The sequence below is a fragment of the Dorea sp. AF24-7LB genome (assembly GCF_003478575.1).
GTDB lineage: Bacteria > Bacillota > Clostridia > Lachnospirales > Lachnospiraceae > Dorea_D > Dorea_D hominis.
The window spans coordinates 67,206-83,334 of sequence record NZ_QUFR01000006.1; the positions used below are offsets into that span (position 1 = coordinate 67,206).

At 41.7% G+C, this 16,129-nt stretch carries 11 protein-coding genes; 8 read left to right on the forward strand and 3 right to left on the reverse strand.

Going from position 1 to position 16,129, the window contains the following annotated elements; translation table 11 throughout:
* Positions 1-20: 20 nt before the first annotated feature.
* Positions 21-3,536: a fibronectin type III domain-containing protein gene (locus DWY31_RS07880; RefSeq protein ID WP_118519959.1), complete on the forward strand. Its 3,516-nt coding sequence runs from the start codon at positions 21-23 to the stop codon at positions 3,534-3,536.
* Between the two features lie 202 nt (positions 3,537-3,738).
* Here DWY31_RS07880 and DWY31_RS07885 read toward each other — a convergent pair whose 3' ends face one another.
* Together DWY31_RS07885 and DWY31_RS07890 are read right to left on the reverse strand one after the other, a co-directional pair.
* Positions 3,739-4,329, reverse strand: coding sequence for a 50S ribosomal protein L25 (locus tag DWY31_RS07885; RefSeq protein ID WP_118519960.1), 591 nt, complete (start codon positions 4,327-4,329; stop codon positions 3,739-3,741).
* 249 nt (positions 4,330-4,578) lie between these two features.
* On the reverse strand, positions 4,579-6,366 hold the full coding sequence (locus DWY31_RS07890; protein ID WP_118519961.1) for an aminopeptidase P family N-terminal domain-containing protein: 1,788 nt from the start codon (positions 6,364-6,366) through the stop codon (positions 4,579-4,581).
* A 317-nt stretch (positions 6,367-6,683) separates the two neighbouring features.
* Here DWY31_RS07890 and DWY31_RS07895 point away from each other — a divergent pair, with 317 nt between their 5' ends.
* The 4 genes from DWY31_RS07895 to DWY31_RS07910 all read left to right on the forward strand — a co-directional run bounded on the left by DWY31_RS07895 (position 6,684) and on the right by DWY31_RS07910 (position 11,527).
* On the forward strand, positions 6,684-8,024 hold the full coding sequence (locus DWY31_RS07895) for an ATP-binding protein (protein WP_118519962.1): 1,341 nt from the start codon (positions 6,684-6,686) through the stop codon (positions 8,022-8,024).
* Positions 8,021-8,872: a response regulator gene (locus DWY31_RS07900; RefSeq protein ID WP_021859657.1), complete on the forward strand. Its 852-nt coding sequence runs from the start codon at positions 8,021-8,023 to the stop codon at positions 8,870-8,872. Before DWY31_RS07895 ends, DWY31_RS07900 begins: the two co-directional genes overlap by 4 nt.
* 138 nt (positions 8,873-9,010) lie before the next feature.
* Positions 9,011-10,084, forward strand: coding sequence for a PTS sugar transporter subunit IIC (locus DWY31_RS07905; RefSeq protein ID WP_118519963.1), 1,074 nt, complete (start codon positions 9,011-9,013; stop codon positions 10,082-10,084).
* A gap of 459 nt (positions 10,085-10,543) precedes the next feature.
* The gene (locus DWY31_RS07910) at positions 10,544-11,527 is read left to right on the forward strand and encodes a calcium/sodium antiporter (RefSeq protein WP_118519964.1); all 984 of its coding nucleotides are present in this window, start codon (positions 10,544-10,546) and stop codon (positions 11,525-11,527) included.
* A gap of 252 nt (positions 11,528-11,779) precedes the next feature.
* Here the strand turns inward: DWY31_RS07910 and DWY31_RS07915 are convergent, their stop codons facing one another.
* Positions 11,780-13,360: a glucose-6-phosphate isomerase gene (locus tag DWY31_RS07915; RefSeq protein WP_118519965.1), complete on the reverse strand. Its 1,581-nt coding sequence runs from the start codon at positions 13,358-13,360 to the stop codon at positions 11,780-11,782.
* A gap of 185 nt (positions 13,361-13,545) precedes the next feature.
* Here DWY31_RS07915 and DWY31_RS07920 point away from each other — a divergent pair, with 185 nt between their 5' ends.
* The 3 genes from DWY31_RS07920 (at position 13,546) to DWY31_RS07930 (ending at position 16,069) form a co-directional block, all read left to right on the forward strand.
* A complete protein-coding gene (locus tag DWY31_RS07920) occupies positions 13,546-14,319 on the forward strand; it encodes a class I SAM-dependent methyltransferase (RefSeq protein ID WP_118519966.1) in 774 nt (257 codons plus the stop codon).
* 308 nt (positions 14,320-14,627) lie between these two features.
* On the forward strand, positions 14,628-15,035 hold the full coding sequence (locus tag DWY31_RS07925; RefSeq protein WP_117537052.1) for a ribonuclease Z: 408 nt from the start codon (positions 14,628-14,630) through the stop codon (positions 15,033-15,035).
* Positions 15,032-16,069 carry a DNA/RNA non-specific endonuclease gene (locus DWY31_RS07930; protein WP_118520047.1) on the forward strand — a complete coding sequence of 346 codons (1,038 nt, stop codon included), beginning with the start codon at positions 15,032-15,034 and terminating at the stop codon, positions 16,067-16,069. The genes DWY31_RS07925 and DWY31_RS07930 overlap by 4 nt, the downstream gene beginning before the upstream one ends.
* Positions 16,070-16,129: the final 60 nt, after the last annotated feature.

Sequence of the window (16,129 nt, forward strand, 5' to 3'; positions counted from 1 at the left end):
AAAGAGAGGAAAGGAAAGTTATGAAAAAAAGATTTGCAAAACTTGCCGCAATTCTGCTCTCTTCTGCGATGACGCTGACGATGATTCCAACGAATTTCGTATACGCGAAAGACGTGGATACCACAGCAGTCCAGACAGAGGCAACAGATGACCAGCAGGACGAGTCCGGTAAGATCACAATCCCGGACACAGCAGAATCAGCAACAGACAAAAAAGCTGAAACTGTAACAGAAGACAAAGATCAGAAAGATCAAAAAGACGACGCAAAAGTCGAAAACAAATCTGCTGATAAAAAGGCAGCCAAATCTAAAGCAGTAGAAAAAACAACTGTAAAGAAACAGGCAAAAGCAGCAGATGACGCAAAAGATCCGGTTAAAGTTACCATTCCTTCTGTTCCGGTTAACTACACAGACGGTAAACCTGTAGAAAACGGACATGTTATTGAAGTCTCTTTCGCCGGTGAATCTTCTTACCCGGATACTTATACTGTGAAGAATGGTAAGATTTACAATGTTGAACTTCTTGCAAATGAACAGTATAAATTTGGTATCAGCCCTGATGATGATGAAGATTTCTGGGCTGATTATGAACTGGCTTACGCACAGGACGGTTTCGTTCGTGCCGGTGTAGATGAAAATTCCAAAACATTATTCTACTATGACACAACCAACAACAAAGTTACCAGAACTCCAATCCGTCAGCTTCTTGTTAAGAAATATGGCGCAGATGATTCAAAACCAGAAAAAGTTACCATTCCTTCTTTACAGGTTACATATGCAGATGGAAAGCCAGTAGAAGACGGACACGTATTTGCTTTCTATAATACAGATGATGCAGCAAATGATACTGTTTCCTACACTACAAAAGATGGTAAACTTTCCAACTTAAAACTGGAAGCCGGTGTTCCGTATAAAGTTTCTATCGATGACTACGAAGATGAAGATTTCTGGACTGATTATGAACTGGCTTACGCACAGGACGGTTTCGTTCGTGTAGCTGCAACCCAGAATTCCAAAACATTGTTACATTATGACAATGAAACCGAGACCATCACAAAGACACCTGTCAGAAAACTTACGGTTAAGGAATATGGCGCAAAAGATCCGGTAAAAGTACCTTACAATAAGGATGTAAACGTTGCTGATATCGACGTTGTATACGAAGACGGTACTCCGGTAGAAGATGGAATGACATTCGATCTGATCAATATGCAGACCCTTTTAGACAGTTCAAACTATTCTACACGCTACACTACAAAAGACGGTAAGCTGTCCGGTGTGAAGATGAAAGCCGAAGTACAGTACAAGCTCGGTTTTGATGTGAATAACAAATACTGGCAGACACACAACATCGTTGGTGCTTACAAGAGTGATAAATTAATGCGTATTTACGCAAGATACGACAATCAGGCTCCACTTTATTATGATTACGATGAAGGTATTGACGCTGACGAGCAGGTTTGCTCCAAGATCGTAGTTAAGAAGCTGGATAAACCACAGGATCCAGGCTGCGTAATCCCAGCTTCATGCTGGATGAGCTTACTGCTCTCCGACAACGGTTATTACGCAGAGGGTGGATTGTCCTTCAAGATGACTCGTCTGGATACAAACAAATCCAAAACAGTATTAAGCCGTGAAGGCGAAGTTGTTGTTACGGGTGAAAGCTATACAGACTATCTACTGACTCTGGACGAGAATGACACTTACGAGATTGATTTCGACTCCAATCCACTGTTCAAACAGTACAAAGAGCTAGGTGGTATCCCATTCCAGTTCCAGCAGGACAAAGCCGGCAAAACGCAGGCAGTCTTAAAAGGATACGATGTAGAAGATATCACAGGACGTCTGAACTACAACTACTTAGATTTGAAGAGAATCGATGGCAAGCAGAATACTACCGGCAAGAAATTCTCTGATGACGAATGTGGCGACAGCACAGAAGTAAAGACACTTTATGCTGCCGACAAAGTAACATTAAAAGATATGAAAGTAAATGAATACAATGAATCTACAGAGAAAGCTACACCTCTGGACAAAGACATCACATTTGTATTCTACAACTGCTCAACACAGACCATTGAAACTACTGTTAAATCTCACAACGGCGTACTTCCGGATGTAGAAATGTTCAAAGACCACCACTACATCGTATATGCGGAAGACTCTGAATATGAGATGCCAAATCACTACATCACTCTGGCCAAGACCGGGGACAAACCACTTTGCTACAAATGCAATGAAAATGAAAGCAGCTTTGATCTGACTAAGAGACAGACAGAGCTTGCTGATCCTTCCGATGCTGCACGCGTAAATGTAAGCCTTCCGGTTTACTACGTGGATGAAGACGGAAATATGAAGAACATGTCTGACATCAAAGTAAAACTGGTAAGCCCATACGATACTGTAGAAGGCACCAGCGATGCAGAAGGTAATCTTAACGTAAGCCTTATGGAAGATTACAACTACATGGTACAGGTAGACAATGATAAATACAGCGTTGAATCTTTCCCGTTAACTGTTAAGGATAAATCCGAATACGGCGCCGGAAAATATACATTTAACCACTTCAGCTGCGGAAGCGTTGGAGGTATTTACCTTGTAGATAAGGGAACAGAACACGACCGTGATGTTACTTTGATCGGCACTTCTGAGCTGACATCCGTAACAGGACTGAACTTCGGAAAAGGAAGCTACTACCTCCACGACCGTGTATTAGAAGACTACAAAGTTCCTGAATTAGAAGGTAAAGATTACCAGGTACTTGATATCGATGCACTCAATATGTACAGAACAGAGATTTCTAAACTGGCAGCCGGTGATTTCGTAATCACAAGAATCCTTCCAAAAGGAAAATCTGTAAAGAATGTATACTACATCGACAAAGATAACAAGCTTCAGAAGCTTGATTTCACAGAGAGTAACGGAACTGTAACATTCAAGATGGGCTCACTTTCCATCTACAACAATGTTATCGAGTACAAATCCGGAGACGAATCAGATCCGACACCGGATAACAAGAAAACTGCTGTAAAAGCAAGTCAGGTTTCCTTAAGCAAAGTAAAATACACTTATACAGGGAAATCTGTAAAACCTGCTGTAAAAGCTGTTGTAGGCGGCAAGAAATTAAAAGCCGGAACAGATTACAAAGTTTCTTACTCTGACAACAAGAATGTCGGAAAAGCAAAAGCTGTTGTAACATTCAAAGGCAAATATACAGGAAAGATCACAAAATCATTTGTTATCAATCCAAAGGGCACTTCACTGAAGTCTGTGAAACGTGCAAAGAAAGCTTTCAAAGCAACATGGAAGAAACAGAGCAAACAGACTACAGGATATCAGATCCAGTACTCTACAAAGAAAGGCTTTGGTTCTAAAGTCAAGACAGTAACTGTTTCCAAGAACAAAGTTACTTCTAAGACAATTAAGAGCTTAAAGAAAAACCAGAAATACTATGTAAGAGTCAGAACATACAAGAAAGCCGGAAACAGCAAGTTCTACTCAGGCTGGTCAAAAACAAAATCTGTGAAAACAAAATAAGATGATACTTTTGATAAATGGGGCTCCGATTTATTCGGAGCTTCATTTTTGAATTACAAGGCAAATATGTTGATGAAAGCCCTCATTTTTTACTGCGGAAATATACGGCGTATGGTAATATAAAGAAGCACATTCCAACTCTCGCGTCAGAATGTGCTTCTTATTTTTTACAATCTCAAATTTTCTATCCAGGCATTTTATATTATGCTTCTGCTGTTTCTCCGTCTTCAGCTTCTTCATCATCTGCTGATGCATGAACTTCTGTTACACTTACGATCAGTGCTTCCGGATCCGTAGATAATGTAACCTCCGGATTCTTGGCAATATCCAGATCTTTTACTTTGATTGTATCACCTGCATGCATATCACCTACATTGACTTCAATCTTATCTACAAGGTCTTTCGGTAATGCCTTAAATGCTACTTCTTCCAGATGTTCTTCCAATACACCTGTTGTTACTTTCTCGGCATCAACCAATACGATCTCAGCTACAGAGTGAACTGCTTCGTTGCTTACCAATGCCTGAAAATCTACTTCGTTGATCTGTTTTTTAATCGGATCAAACTGAATATCCTTAATCAGTACGTTATGTTTTGTTCCGTCAACATCAAGCATAACCTGACTTCCTTTATTATTCTTCTTCAGAAGGCTTTCTACTTCTTTTTTGTCCATTTTTACCGGAACAGATTCTTTCATCTCGCGGCCAAATACATTGCCCGTAACAAATCCTTCTCTTCTTAATTTCTTTGCCTTGATGTCCATGCTTCTTTTTTCAGCTTTTAAAGTATTCATTTATCTTTTCCTCCAAAAATCTGATATGCTTAGCATCCTTCGACTTTGTCTTACAATACAAAGAGGTGTGTTAAGTAGGTTTTCTTGTTACGGTCTTATTATAGCTCTTCTATAACAAACAGATTAACCAAATATGCACTTTTTTTGAGGCGTTTTTTTGTGATTTTTTCAATTTTTTTAAAAATATATAGCAATAAAGCCGGCGCCCCCGGAAACGGGAAGCGCCAGCCATGAAGCTCTCTATCTCTGTTAAATTGCTCTTGTGTATTTCTCAAGCCATGCTTTCTCTTCGTCATTCAGATATGGCGAAATCACTTCGTATACTCTCGCATGATAATCATTGAGCAGCTTCTTGTCTTCTGCTGTCATGATATCCGGGTTGATGGCATCTAAGTCCATCGGAATCAGTGTAATCGCTTCAAAATACATGAACTGTCCATATTCGTTCAGAGTTCCTTTCTTTGTCAGAAGTTCGTTTTCCAGACGGATACCGTGGGAACCTTCAATATAGATTCCCGGCTCATCTGTGATGATCATGCCTTCTGCAAGCGGCTCAGTCTCACCCGGGCGGTATTTCCAGCGGAATCCAGTCGGTCCTTCGTGGATATTAAGCAGATAACCAACCCCATGTCCTGTTCCGTGATTGAAGTTCAAATCTCTGTCCCAGAAAGGCTTTCTTGCAAGGATATCCAGAACCATACCTGTAGATCCTTCTAAGAATTTTGCATTGCCAAGCTGCAAGTTACTGATCGCAACCAATGTAAAATGGTCTTTCATGATCTGCGGCACTTCGCCTAATGCATAAGTTCTTGTTACATCTGTAGATCCTTCATAAAATCCGGCGCCTGTATCTGTTAAGAACAGCTGTCCCTCTTTCAGCTCAACGTCTGTCTCCGGAGATGATGTATAATGCACAATTGCTCCATGCTCTCCAAAGGAAGAGATCGGCTCAAAGCTCGGGCGGATGAAATTGCCCATCTCTGCACGGAACTCATCCAGCTTGTCTGACGCACTCATCTCTGTGATCTTCATCTTTCCGACATTCTCTTTCAGCCATTTCATAAATCTGACATGAGCTACACTGTCTTTGATCTGGGCTTTGCGGATGTTCTTGATCTCTACCGGGTTCTTCATTGCTTTCATAAGAATTGCCGGATTTCTCTGCTCAATTGTTTTCACATTTTCCGGAATATTATTGAAAATTGCATAGTTCAGTTTGCCTGGATCAACCATCACAACTGTATCTTCCGCAAACTTTTTCACATCTTCATAAATGTCATTGTACGGATGAAGTTTCACACCATCTGCCGCCAGTTTTACTTTCAGCGCATCATCCAGTTTACGTTCATCAATATAAAGCTCTACGCCGTCCATTGTAACGATCGCATAAGATAATACCATCGGGAAGAAATCAATATCATTTCCACGGATATTGAGTGTCCAGCAGATATCATCCAGTGTTGTCATTACATGTGTATTCGCTCCTGCATCCTTCATCTCTTTACGGATTCTTGCAAGTTTGTCAGCAACCGTCTCTCCTGCATATTTCACATCCAGATCAAATGCCGGTTCTTCTGACATTGCCGGGCGGTCACTCCAGATCTCATCGATCAGGTCTTCCTGATAATTCACATGTGCGTCTTTCTTTGCTGCAATGTCTGCATAGCCCTGACCTTCTCCGACAGATACTACTCTTCCGTCAAATCCAAGTGTTTCTCCAGCCTGTAATACTTCCTCGATGTAAGCATTCATCTCCGGTACACCTGGTTCTCCCATCTTCATCAGTTCCACTGTAGATCCCTCCAGCTGCTTTGCAGCCTGGATGAAATAACGTCCGTCTGTCCACAGTCTTGCCTCTGTCTTTGTGATGACTGCTGTCCCTGCGGAACCAGAAAATCCTGTGATGAACTTTCTCGCCTTGAAATGTTCCCCAACATATTCACTTTGATGGAAATCAGCGGTTGGCACTACATAAACATCAATCTTCTTCTCCTCCATCTGTTTGCGAAGTGCTTCGAGTCTCTCTGGTACTGTCATTTGTTGTTCCTTCTTTCTTATTAGATTTGTTACCCCTCTGCAATTACCATACCAATCCGTAATGCAGTCTTTTGGAAACTGTTTATAGTTTACAATAATCCTCCAATATTTGTCAAAAAATATTTTGTTATGTTATTATAAATATAACAAAAATAATCATAGTATAACTATTGATTTTCGTCATTTTGTCAGATACACTAGATATGATACCAGGGTTCAAAAGTCTAAATCCATATGAGCTTGCTCATATATGAATGACAAACTTTGGAACCCGCCACGATATGCGAACAGAATTTTTTCACTGAGGATAATTTATAATGAACATACCGATAAAGAAATCATGTTTTTACAGTGCAGTCATTATTATTCTCTCACAGCTTAGCATCAGCTTGTTCACCCGGAACTTTCAGCTATCTGTTGCTGTGATTTTTTTGTCTGCCATGACATTTCTGATCCAGGATTTTCCACTGATTCCGGTGACAGTGCTTTCAGCAGTCGGCGTCTGTTCACTCCGTATGCTGCTTGCATGGATCATAACAGATACTACAGCACCGATTTCCCGGTATTTTCCTGAAATGACATTCTATCTTTGCTACGGGTTTCTTCTATATATATATGTTAAAAATATAACATCATGGAAATCTTCCGGCAAAAGCTTTTTCAGAAGACTGACGCAGCGAAAAGATGTGGACACAACTGCATTTTCAGAATCTCCGAACCGAAATCACACACTACTCGTTCTGACCGTAATTGACTATATGGCAAACTTTCTGGAACTGCTTGTACGTCTGGATATTTCCGCATTTCATATCCGCCTGCAGACAGGTATTTTCCTGACAGCTTTTTTCCGCTCCTGTGTGGTCTGGCTGATTCTGACACTTTTTGAAAAATACCGGATGCTCCTTTTGAAAAAGGAACATGAAGAGCGTTATCAGCGCCTCGTTCTTCTCATTTCCAAACTGAATGGGGAAATGGTCTGGATGCAGAAAAATACTTTGCTTATTGAAGAGACAATGAATCATTCTTACAAATTATATCAGGAGCTGACGGAGGCCGATGTTCCGGCAGAATTATCTACTTCCGCTCTGGCAACTGCAAGAGATATCCACGAGATCAAGAAAGAATACCTTCTGATCATGCGTGGAATTTCCGAAGCACTGAACGAGGAAGTCGAACAGGACGGCATGTATCTGGAAGAGATTTTCACACTGCTTAAGACTTCCATGTTTACACTTGCTGATTCCATGGATAAGACACTGAATTTTAAATTTATCTGCAAAACAAATTTTTATACTTCCAAACATTATGAGCTGTTATCCATTTTCCGGAATCTTCTCATCAATGCACTGGAAGCCGCACAGGAACAGACTGTAACTCTTATGATTTCCATATTTCCCCAGGATGAAGCTGTCATTTTCGAAATTACAGATGACGGTCCGGGAATCCCGGTTGAATACAAAGATGAGATTTTTAATACCGGTTTCTCAACCAAAATTAATTTTGAAACCGGGGAAGTAAGCCGTGGAATCGGTCTTGGTCTTGTGAAAGATCTTGTCGAAAAACGTCTCGGCGGTTCAATCGAACTGGCATCCGTGCCGGGAAATACAACTTTTACAGTAAGCATACCAAAGAATCAAATTGAGGTGATCAAATCATGATGTCTTTTTATTTTATAGATGACGATAAAAACATTACAAACATTTTAAAACTGATCGTAAATACGCGTGGACTCGGTGTCTGTTGCGGAAGTGCGGAAAACGCAGCAGAGGCACTGGCAGATCTGCCTGTTATGCGCCCGGACATCGTTCTTGTCGATTTCCTTATGCCGGAGATGGACGGCATTTCTTTCATCAAGCAAGCGAAAAAAATTCTTCCGGACGCAGCCTATATTATGCTGTCACAGGTTTCTTCCAAGGATATGATTGCTTCTGCCTATGAAGCCGGTGTAGAATTTTTCATCCAGAAGCCAATCAACAGCGTAGAAGTGGAATCCATCATCCGCAAAGTCAGCGACGGTCTTTCCATGAAACGGATGGTTCAGCAGATGCATAATATTTTTACTCCTGACACAAACAAATCCTCTGTTTCCAAGTCAGCAAATGAGCAGCAGATTGAAGCAAATCTGCGCACGATCCTTACACGTCTCGGAATTATAGGCGATACCGGTAGCAAAGATATTATTACGATCGTCAAATACATGTGTATGCACCCGGAAAGCGTGGATACAATGACTGTCAGCGAACTGTGCAGTAAATTCTGTGATAACCCGAAGTCCATGGAGCAGCGTATCCGCCGTACTGCGTTTAACGGTCTTGTCAATCTGGCACATCTCGGTCTGGATGATTACTCAAACGAGATCTTCGTTGATTATTCCAGTACACTTTACAATTTTGAACAGGTGCGGAAAGAAATGGATTGTATTCGTCAAAAAACTGTCAGACATGGTAATTTGAAGATTCGTCATTTTCTGACTTCTCTCGCTTTTCGTTGTCAAAATGCACAATAATTTGTAATAATCGCGCTTATTTGTATGCATATTGTCACCTATTGAAACTTTTTGTAACCGTGCATATATATTATACCTATCAATAAACGGACGGACTTATAGAATTTTTAAATCAAAGAAAGTTGAGAGGTGTAACGTATGGTAACAGTTTTATCAGGTGTAGCTTTATTGGTCGCAACATTAGCAGTGTTTTCACTGTTCAGTCTTAAGATGCCGAAGGGATCGCTTGCAATGTCAGGTATGGCAGATGCAGCCGTTGCAACATTCCTTGTCGAGGCAATTCACAGCTATATCAGCGGAGATTTGTTTGGTATTTCATTTTTAAAACAGGTTGGAACCACATCCGGAAGCATGGGTGGTGTTGCAGCGGCAATCATGGTTCCAATCTGTATGGGAGCTAACCCGTTATACGGAGTAGTAGCTGGTGTAGCCGTTGCAGGTTACGGAATCCTTCCTGGATTTATCGCAGGATATATCGTAGGATTTGTTGCACCGATTATTGAAAAGAAACTTCCGGAAGGTGTGAACGTAATCGTTGGTGCTCTTGCAGTCGCTCCAATCGCACGTATTATCGTTGTAAGTGTAGAACCGGGTGTGAACATCTTATTATCACGAATCGGTCTTACAATTTCAGCAGCAACCGATCAGTCCCCGATCGTTATGGGATTCTTGCTCGGTGGTATTATGAAAATGATCTGTACATCACCGTTAAGTTCTATGGCACTGACAGCCATGTTAGGGCTGACAGGACTTCCAATGGGTATTGCCGCAGTTGCATGCTTTGGTGGTTCTTTCACAAACGGTATGATATTCCACAAATTGAAACTTGGTAACAGAGGTAACGTAATCGGCGTTATGTTAGAGCCTTTAACACAGGCCCCGATCGTAACTGCCAATCCAATTCCTATCTATTGTTCGAATTTCTTTGGCGGCGGACTTGCAGGTATCTCAGCGGCGGTATTCCACATTGTGAATAATGCGCCTGGTACAGCTTCTCCAATTCCTGGACTTCTTGCACCGTTTGCATTTAATGCGCCGGGAACTGTTGTAATCTCTCTTGCATTTGCAGCAGCAGGCGGTTTACTTGCAGGATTTATAGGCGGAACAGTTTTCAAACACATCCGCGAGAAGAAAGGAATACTTGCAAAAGAAATTATCGCAGAAACTACAGAAGCTGTTGAATCTGAGGAAGCGCTTGAGCCGAGCGTATAAAAAAGCCCCCTTATTTTAACAACAAAATATAGAAAATATCCCCATTGTGGCACCACACACAATGGGGATATTTTTATTGTTATTTTCTGCGCTTATTATGTCCCGTTCAAGAAGCTACGCAAGCAGACGGAACAGCTTCTTAAGATCGATTGGTTTTGATATTTCAAATTCATCTACCTGCATAATGATTCTCTCTTTCTAAGGAAAAATATATTTTGTTTATGATACCATAGAATATATGGCTTTTCTACCTCATTTTAGTAACATAACTGTTAAAAACAGGGGTTTCTAATTCTGTTGCATTTTAGGTCTGTATGTAATAGAATAGATGTAATGTCCAGCAAGTCTTTCATCCGCTCATGAGCAATCTCATGTGGATTCAGGCTTCCAAATTTGGGTATCATTATATAAATATAAAATACATTATTTATTCAAAAATTTCAGAAAGGATTTCGTAAAATGGAATTATTAAAAGCTATTCTGATTCTCGTGATTGGATTTGTATTACTTATCAAAGGAGCGGATTTTTTTGTCGAAGGAAGTTCTTCTGTCGCTAAGAAATTCCATGTTCCTGCCATGCTCATCGGTATGACGATCGTTGCTATGGGAACCAGTCTTCCGGAATGTGCAGTCAGCGTGACTGCGTCACTTGCAAATAACAACAGCCTTGCCGTCAGCAATGTCATCGGATCGAACATTTTCAATCTGATGGTTGTCTGTGGCGCCTGCGCATTATTTTCTCCTCTGACGATCCGCCAGGATACACTGAAGAAGGAATTTCCGCTCTCTATCATCTGTGCGGCACTGATGCTTGTACTCGGCTATATCGGCATGACACTCGGACACATTGACGGAATTATCTTCCTGGTTCTTTTTGTCGGCTATCTGCTCTGGATGATCCAGTCTGCAAAGAAAGCCCGTGCAGCAGTTCTCTCGGATCCGGCACAGTCAGGCCAGATAGAACAGGCTGAATTTGTAGAAGAAAATATTGCAATCCTGCCAACATGGAAGAGTCTTATCTTTATTATCGGAGGCATGATCGCAATCAAATTTGGCGGAGATTTCGTTGTTGACGGTGCATCGTCCATTGCTTCCAGCATGGGACTCAGCCAGACACTGATCGGACTTACGATCGTAGCTATGGGAACCAGTCTTCCGGAACTTGTCACCTCACTGGTCGCCGCTAAAAAAGGCGAAGTTGATATGGCACTTGGCAATGTCATCGGATCAGATATTTTCAATATTTTATTCGTACTCGGAATTGCAACTGTGATCAGCCCGATCTCATTCCTGATGGAAAATGTCATCGACATTATCCTGCTCATTATTATGAGCGTGATCGTTCTTGCATTTGCATGGACCAGGCAGCAGATCAACCGCAAAGAAGGTATCCTTATGCTTCTGATGTATGCAGCTTATATGGTTTATATCTGTGTGCGCTAAATACTATTGGGTCATTTAATAATACAACTTTATAATATAGTTGCCATAATTTATTAATAACACTTCTATAACGATAATACCCCACAGCCTGTATCCATTCTGTTAATAAATCGGTACAAGCTGTGGGGATTTTTTTCTTTTATTATGATGCCATGATCATTATTCATAATCTGGCTACTACATCCAATTTTACACATATTTAAAAAAGGGCATCCTTATTCGGACTACCCCTTTTTTAAACTGTTTCGTATATTAAATATTCAACAGATCGCTGAATACTTTCAGTGCTCCGTCTGTCTCGTGTGCAAGTACACGTTTTGCGAGGACTTTTCCGAGCTGTACGCCTTCCTGGTCAAAACTGTTAAGGTTCCATACAAATCCCTGGAACATTACTTTATTCTCATAATGAGCAAGCAGCGCACCTAATGTCTTCGGATCAAGCTTCTCTCCGATGATAATGCTTGACGGACGTCCGCCTTCGAAGTTCTTATTGCGGTTTTCGTCAGATTTACCACATGCAAATGCGACAATCTGTGCTGCAACGTTTGCACATAATTTCTGCTGGCTTGTGCTGTCCTGAATCACAACATCTGTGCCAATCTGGCTGTTCTTGAATCCGATAAACTGAAGCGGTACAATATCTGTTCCCTGGTGCAGAAGCTGGTAGAAAGAATGCTGTCCGTTTGTTCCAGGCTCACCGAAGATCACCGGTCCTGTCACGTAATCTACCGGCTCTCCGAAACGGTTTACAGATTTACCATTGGATTCCATATCCAGCTGCTGTAAATGTGCCGGAAAACGGCTTAAAGCCTGTGAATAAGGCAGTACTGCTGTTGCCGGATAACCAAGGATGTTTCTCTCATATACTCCGATCATAGCATCCAGAAGTGCCGCATTCTTACGCACGTCTTTGTTCGTTGCAGATTTGTCTGCTGCCGCTGCTCCTTCCAGGAACTGTGCAAATACTTCCGGTCCGAATGCCAGTGAAAGTACAGCTCCACCAACTGCCGATGTAGAAGAATAACGTCCTCCGATATAGTCATCCATGAAGAATGCTGCAAGGTAATCATCACTCTTTGCAAGCGGTGATGTCTCGCTTGTTACAGCGATCATATGCTTACTTGCATCCAGCCCTGCGTTCTTTAATGCATCTTTTACAAAAGATTCATTGGTCAGGGTCTCTAATGTTGTTCCGGACTTGGATACCAGTACGAAAATAGAATGTGCAACATCAATGGAATTAAGAACTGCTGCCGCATCATCCGGGTCTACGTTACTGATAAATTTAGCTTCCATTTTAAACAGACCGTTTTTCTTTGCCCAGTTTTCAAGTGCCAGATACATTGCGCGTGGTCCTAGATCACTTCCGCCGATACCGATCTGTACGACAGTTGTAAACTTCTCGCCGGCTCCGTTTACAATCTCTCCTGCATGTACTTTGTTTGCAAAATCAGCAATCTTCTCCTGCTGTTCTACATAGAATGCTCGTTTATCTACACCGTCTGCCACTACTTTAGCTCCAAGCTGTCCACGTGTCAGATGATGAAGTACAAGACGGTTCTCTCCTGTATTGATTACTTCTCCGTTGTAAAGTGCTTCGAATTTATCAACAAGCTGTGCTTCATCTGCCAGTTTGGCAAGTGCATCGATCACAGTATCATCTACTTCTTTTGCAGCATAATTATAATCAAGTCCCTCTGTCATAGAAACGCTGTAATTTTTCACACGCTCTGCTCCCTGCTCACCGGACATTGCTTCTGCAAGATTCACACGTTTTACATTTGCAAGCTCCTGATAAGAAGCCAGGGTATCTGTGTTCTTCCAATTTATCATAGTGATAGATTCCTCCTTTATTCTTACTTGTTCTCTATCTTTTACCTTTCTAGCATACCATACCGAATCTAACTTTTCAAACCTCCCATGAAAATGGTAAAAATTCTGTGATTTCCTCTCAAAATCCTCAGAATATGCTATACTTTTAAACGAACTCAGCGACTTATGAAGGAGCCTTATTTACTATGATGACAGAATTAGAAAAATACTATAATAAATTTAATGAAGAGAAGCGTCTGAATAGCCGGCACGGGCAGGTAGAATTTACAACTTCCATGAAATATATCCACGCCTATTTGCCGGATGATCCTCATGCGAAAATATTGGATGTCGGCGCAGGAACCGGACGTTACAGTGTCGCACTCGCCGAAGAAGGCTACGATGTTACGGCTGTCGAGCTTGTAAAATACAATCTTGGGATTTTAAAGCAGAAAAACAGTACCGTCAAAGCTTATCAGGGAAATGCCCTGAAGCTTTCACGGTTCCCGGACAAAGAATTTGACATGGTGCTTGTCTTTGGGCCGATGTATCATCTGCTCACGACAGAAGAGAAAGTACAGGCTTTGAAAGAAGCGAAACGTGTTCTGAAAGATGATGGTGTCATGCTTGTTGCATACTGCATGAATGAATACAGTATCCTGACTTACGGGTTCAGGCAGAATCACATTCTCGAATGTCTGGAAAATGGCAAGATCAGCAAAGATTTCCGTGTACAGCCGGAAGCGGAAGATCTCTATGATTATGTACGGCTTGAAGATATGGATGCCTATAATAAAGCCGCCGGTCTGAAACGGATTAAGGTCATTTCAGCCGACGGTCCTTCGGATTATATGCGTCCGGTATTAAATGCAATGGATGAAACCACCTTTGAAGCATTTATCCGTTATCATCTGACCATATGTGAACGTCCGGAGCTTGTCGGTGCCGGATCGCATACTGTAGATATTCTCAGTAAATAATATCGAAATGCATCCCGGTACAATCGTTTAAGCCGGTTCCGTCCTATACATTTTCTGATATCTTGTCAATAAATTCAAGAATGCCCTCGGCAACACATGGATTTATGATGCTCCCGGAATTTCTGATGTAATTTATTGACGGCTGTAAATGCCACTCTCTCGGATTCATAGTTGTGACTTCTTCCGGAAAGCACAAGTGCAACTTTTAATTTTAAACGATTCATTTCTGGTAAAATTTATACGAACATAGTTTCGTCATCTGTGGTATAATAAAACCACTACCATTAGTAAGGGAAAGGGGAGCTTACATGAAACTTATTATTTGCGTTGATGACAACAATGGCATGATGTTCAACCGGCGTCGTCAGTCGAAGGACCGCGAAGTGCGTCATGACATTCTTGCCTATACGATGCCGGAACGGATCTGGATGAATGAATACAGTCTGGAACAGTTTGAGACGGACGATACATCCCGAATCCAGGTGGCAAATAATTTTCTGATCCAGGCAGATGACAACGACTATTGTTTTATTGAAAACGGACAATATTTGATTGATGAATCGAGACTGGATGAGATTGTTCTGTATCACTGGAATCGTGTTTACCCGGCTGATTATTATTTTGACATTGATCTGCACGGCTGGACTCTGGCAGACCAGAAGGAGTTCAAGGGATTTTCACACGATAAGATAACGAGAGAGATATGGACAAGATGAAAAAATTAAAGTTATTACTTGCAAATATTATACTTGCCGGTGTGCTGGTGCTCGGTGGCTGTGCGGATGCCGGGGACAGTTCACAGTCTTCGTCTTCTAAAGAAACAACTACGCAGGAATCTGCTTCATCTGAAGATCAAAATACGAATGCCGAAGACAGTTCGGATGATACATCTGCACAGGCGGATGCCGGTAATACTGCCGGTTCTGATACCGCAGGCAAGACAAAGGCTGCCGCTTCTAAGGCAAAAGCTTCGGCAGTAAGTACTTCTAAGATACCGAAGTACTCTGGTTCGCCTTATATCAAGGTTCATAACAATGTACCGTTTTTTAAGAAGTCGGACCTGACGAAAAAAGTCTTTGAAAAGTACAGCAAATTAGATGCGCTCGGCCGCTGCCGCACTGCTTATGCCAATGTCTGCAAAGCAACCATGCCAACGGAAAAGCGCGGACGGATCGGTATGGTCAAACCTTCCGGCTGGCACACAGTGAAGTACAACAACGTAGACGGCAAATACCTCTACAACCGCTGTCATCTGATCGGTTATCAGCTCACCGCAGAAAATGCAAACGAAAGTAATCTCATGACCGGAACGCGTTATCTGAATGTAGATGGCATGCTGCCTTTTGAAAATATGGTTGCTGACTATGTAAAAGAGACAAACAACCACGTTCTGTACCGGGTAACGCCGATATATACGGATGATAACTTACTGGCTGACGGTGTACTGATGGAAGCGGAATCTGTTGAGGACAAAGGCAAAGGCATTTCCTACTGCGTATATGTGTATAACGTACAGCCGGGAATCAAGATTGATTATGAGACTGGCGACAGCTCTGCGAAAGATTCACGCCGTTCCGAACAGAGTTCCGCAAAAGGAACTTACATCATTAACGAGAACACGAACAAATTTCACAAACCGGACTGCCGGAGCGTGAAGATGATGAAAGATAAGAATAAGAAAACATATACCGGGAAACGCTCTGAGCTCATCAATTCGGGGTATGAGCCGTGCAAGAACTGTAACCCGTGATACTGTCACTGGTGACTTTTCCGAATATTATAAAAATTATAAAACCGCATTACAGCAGCG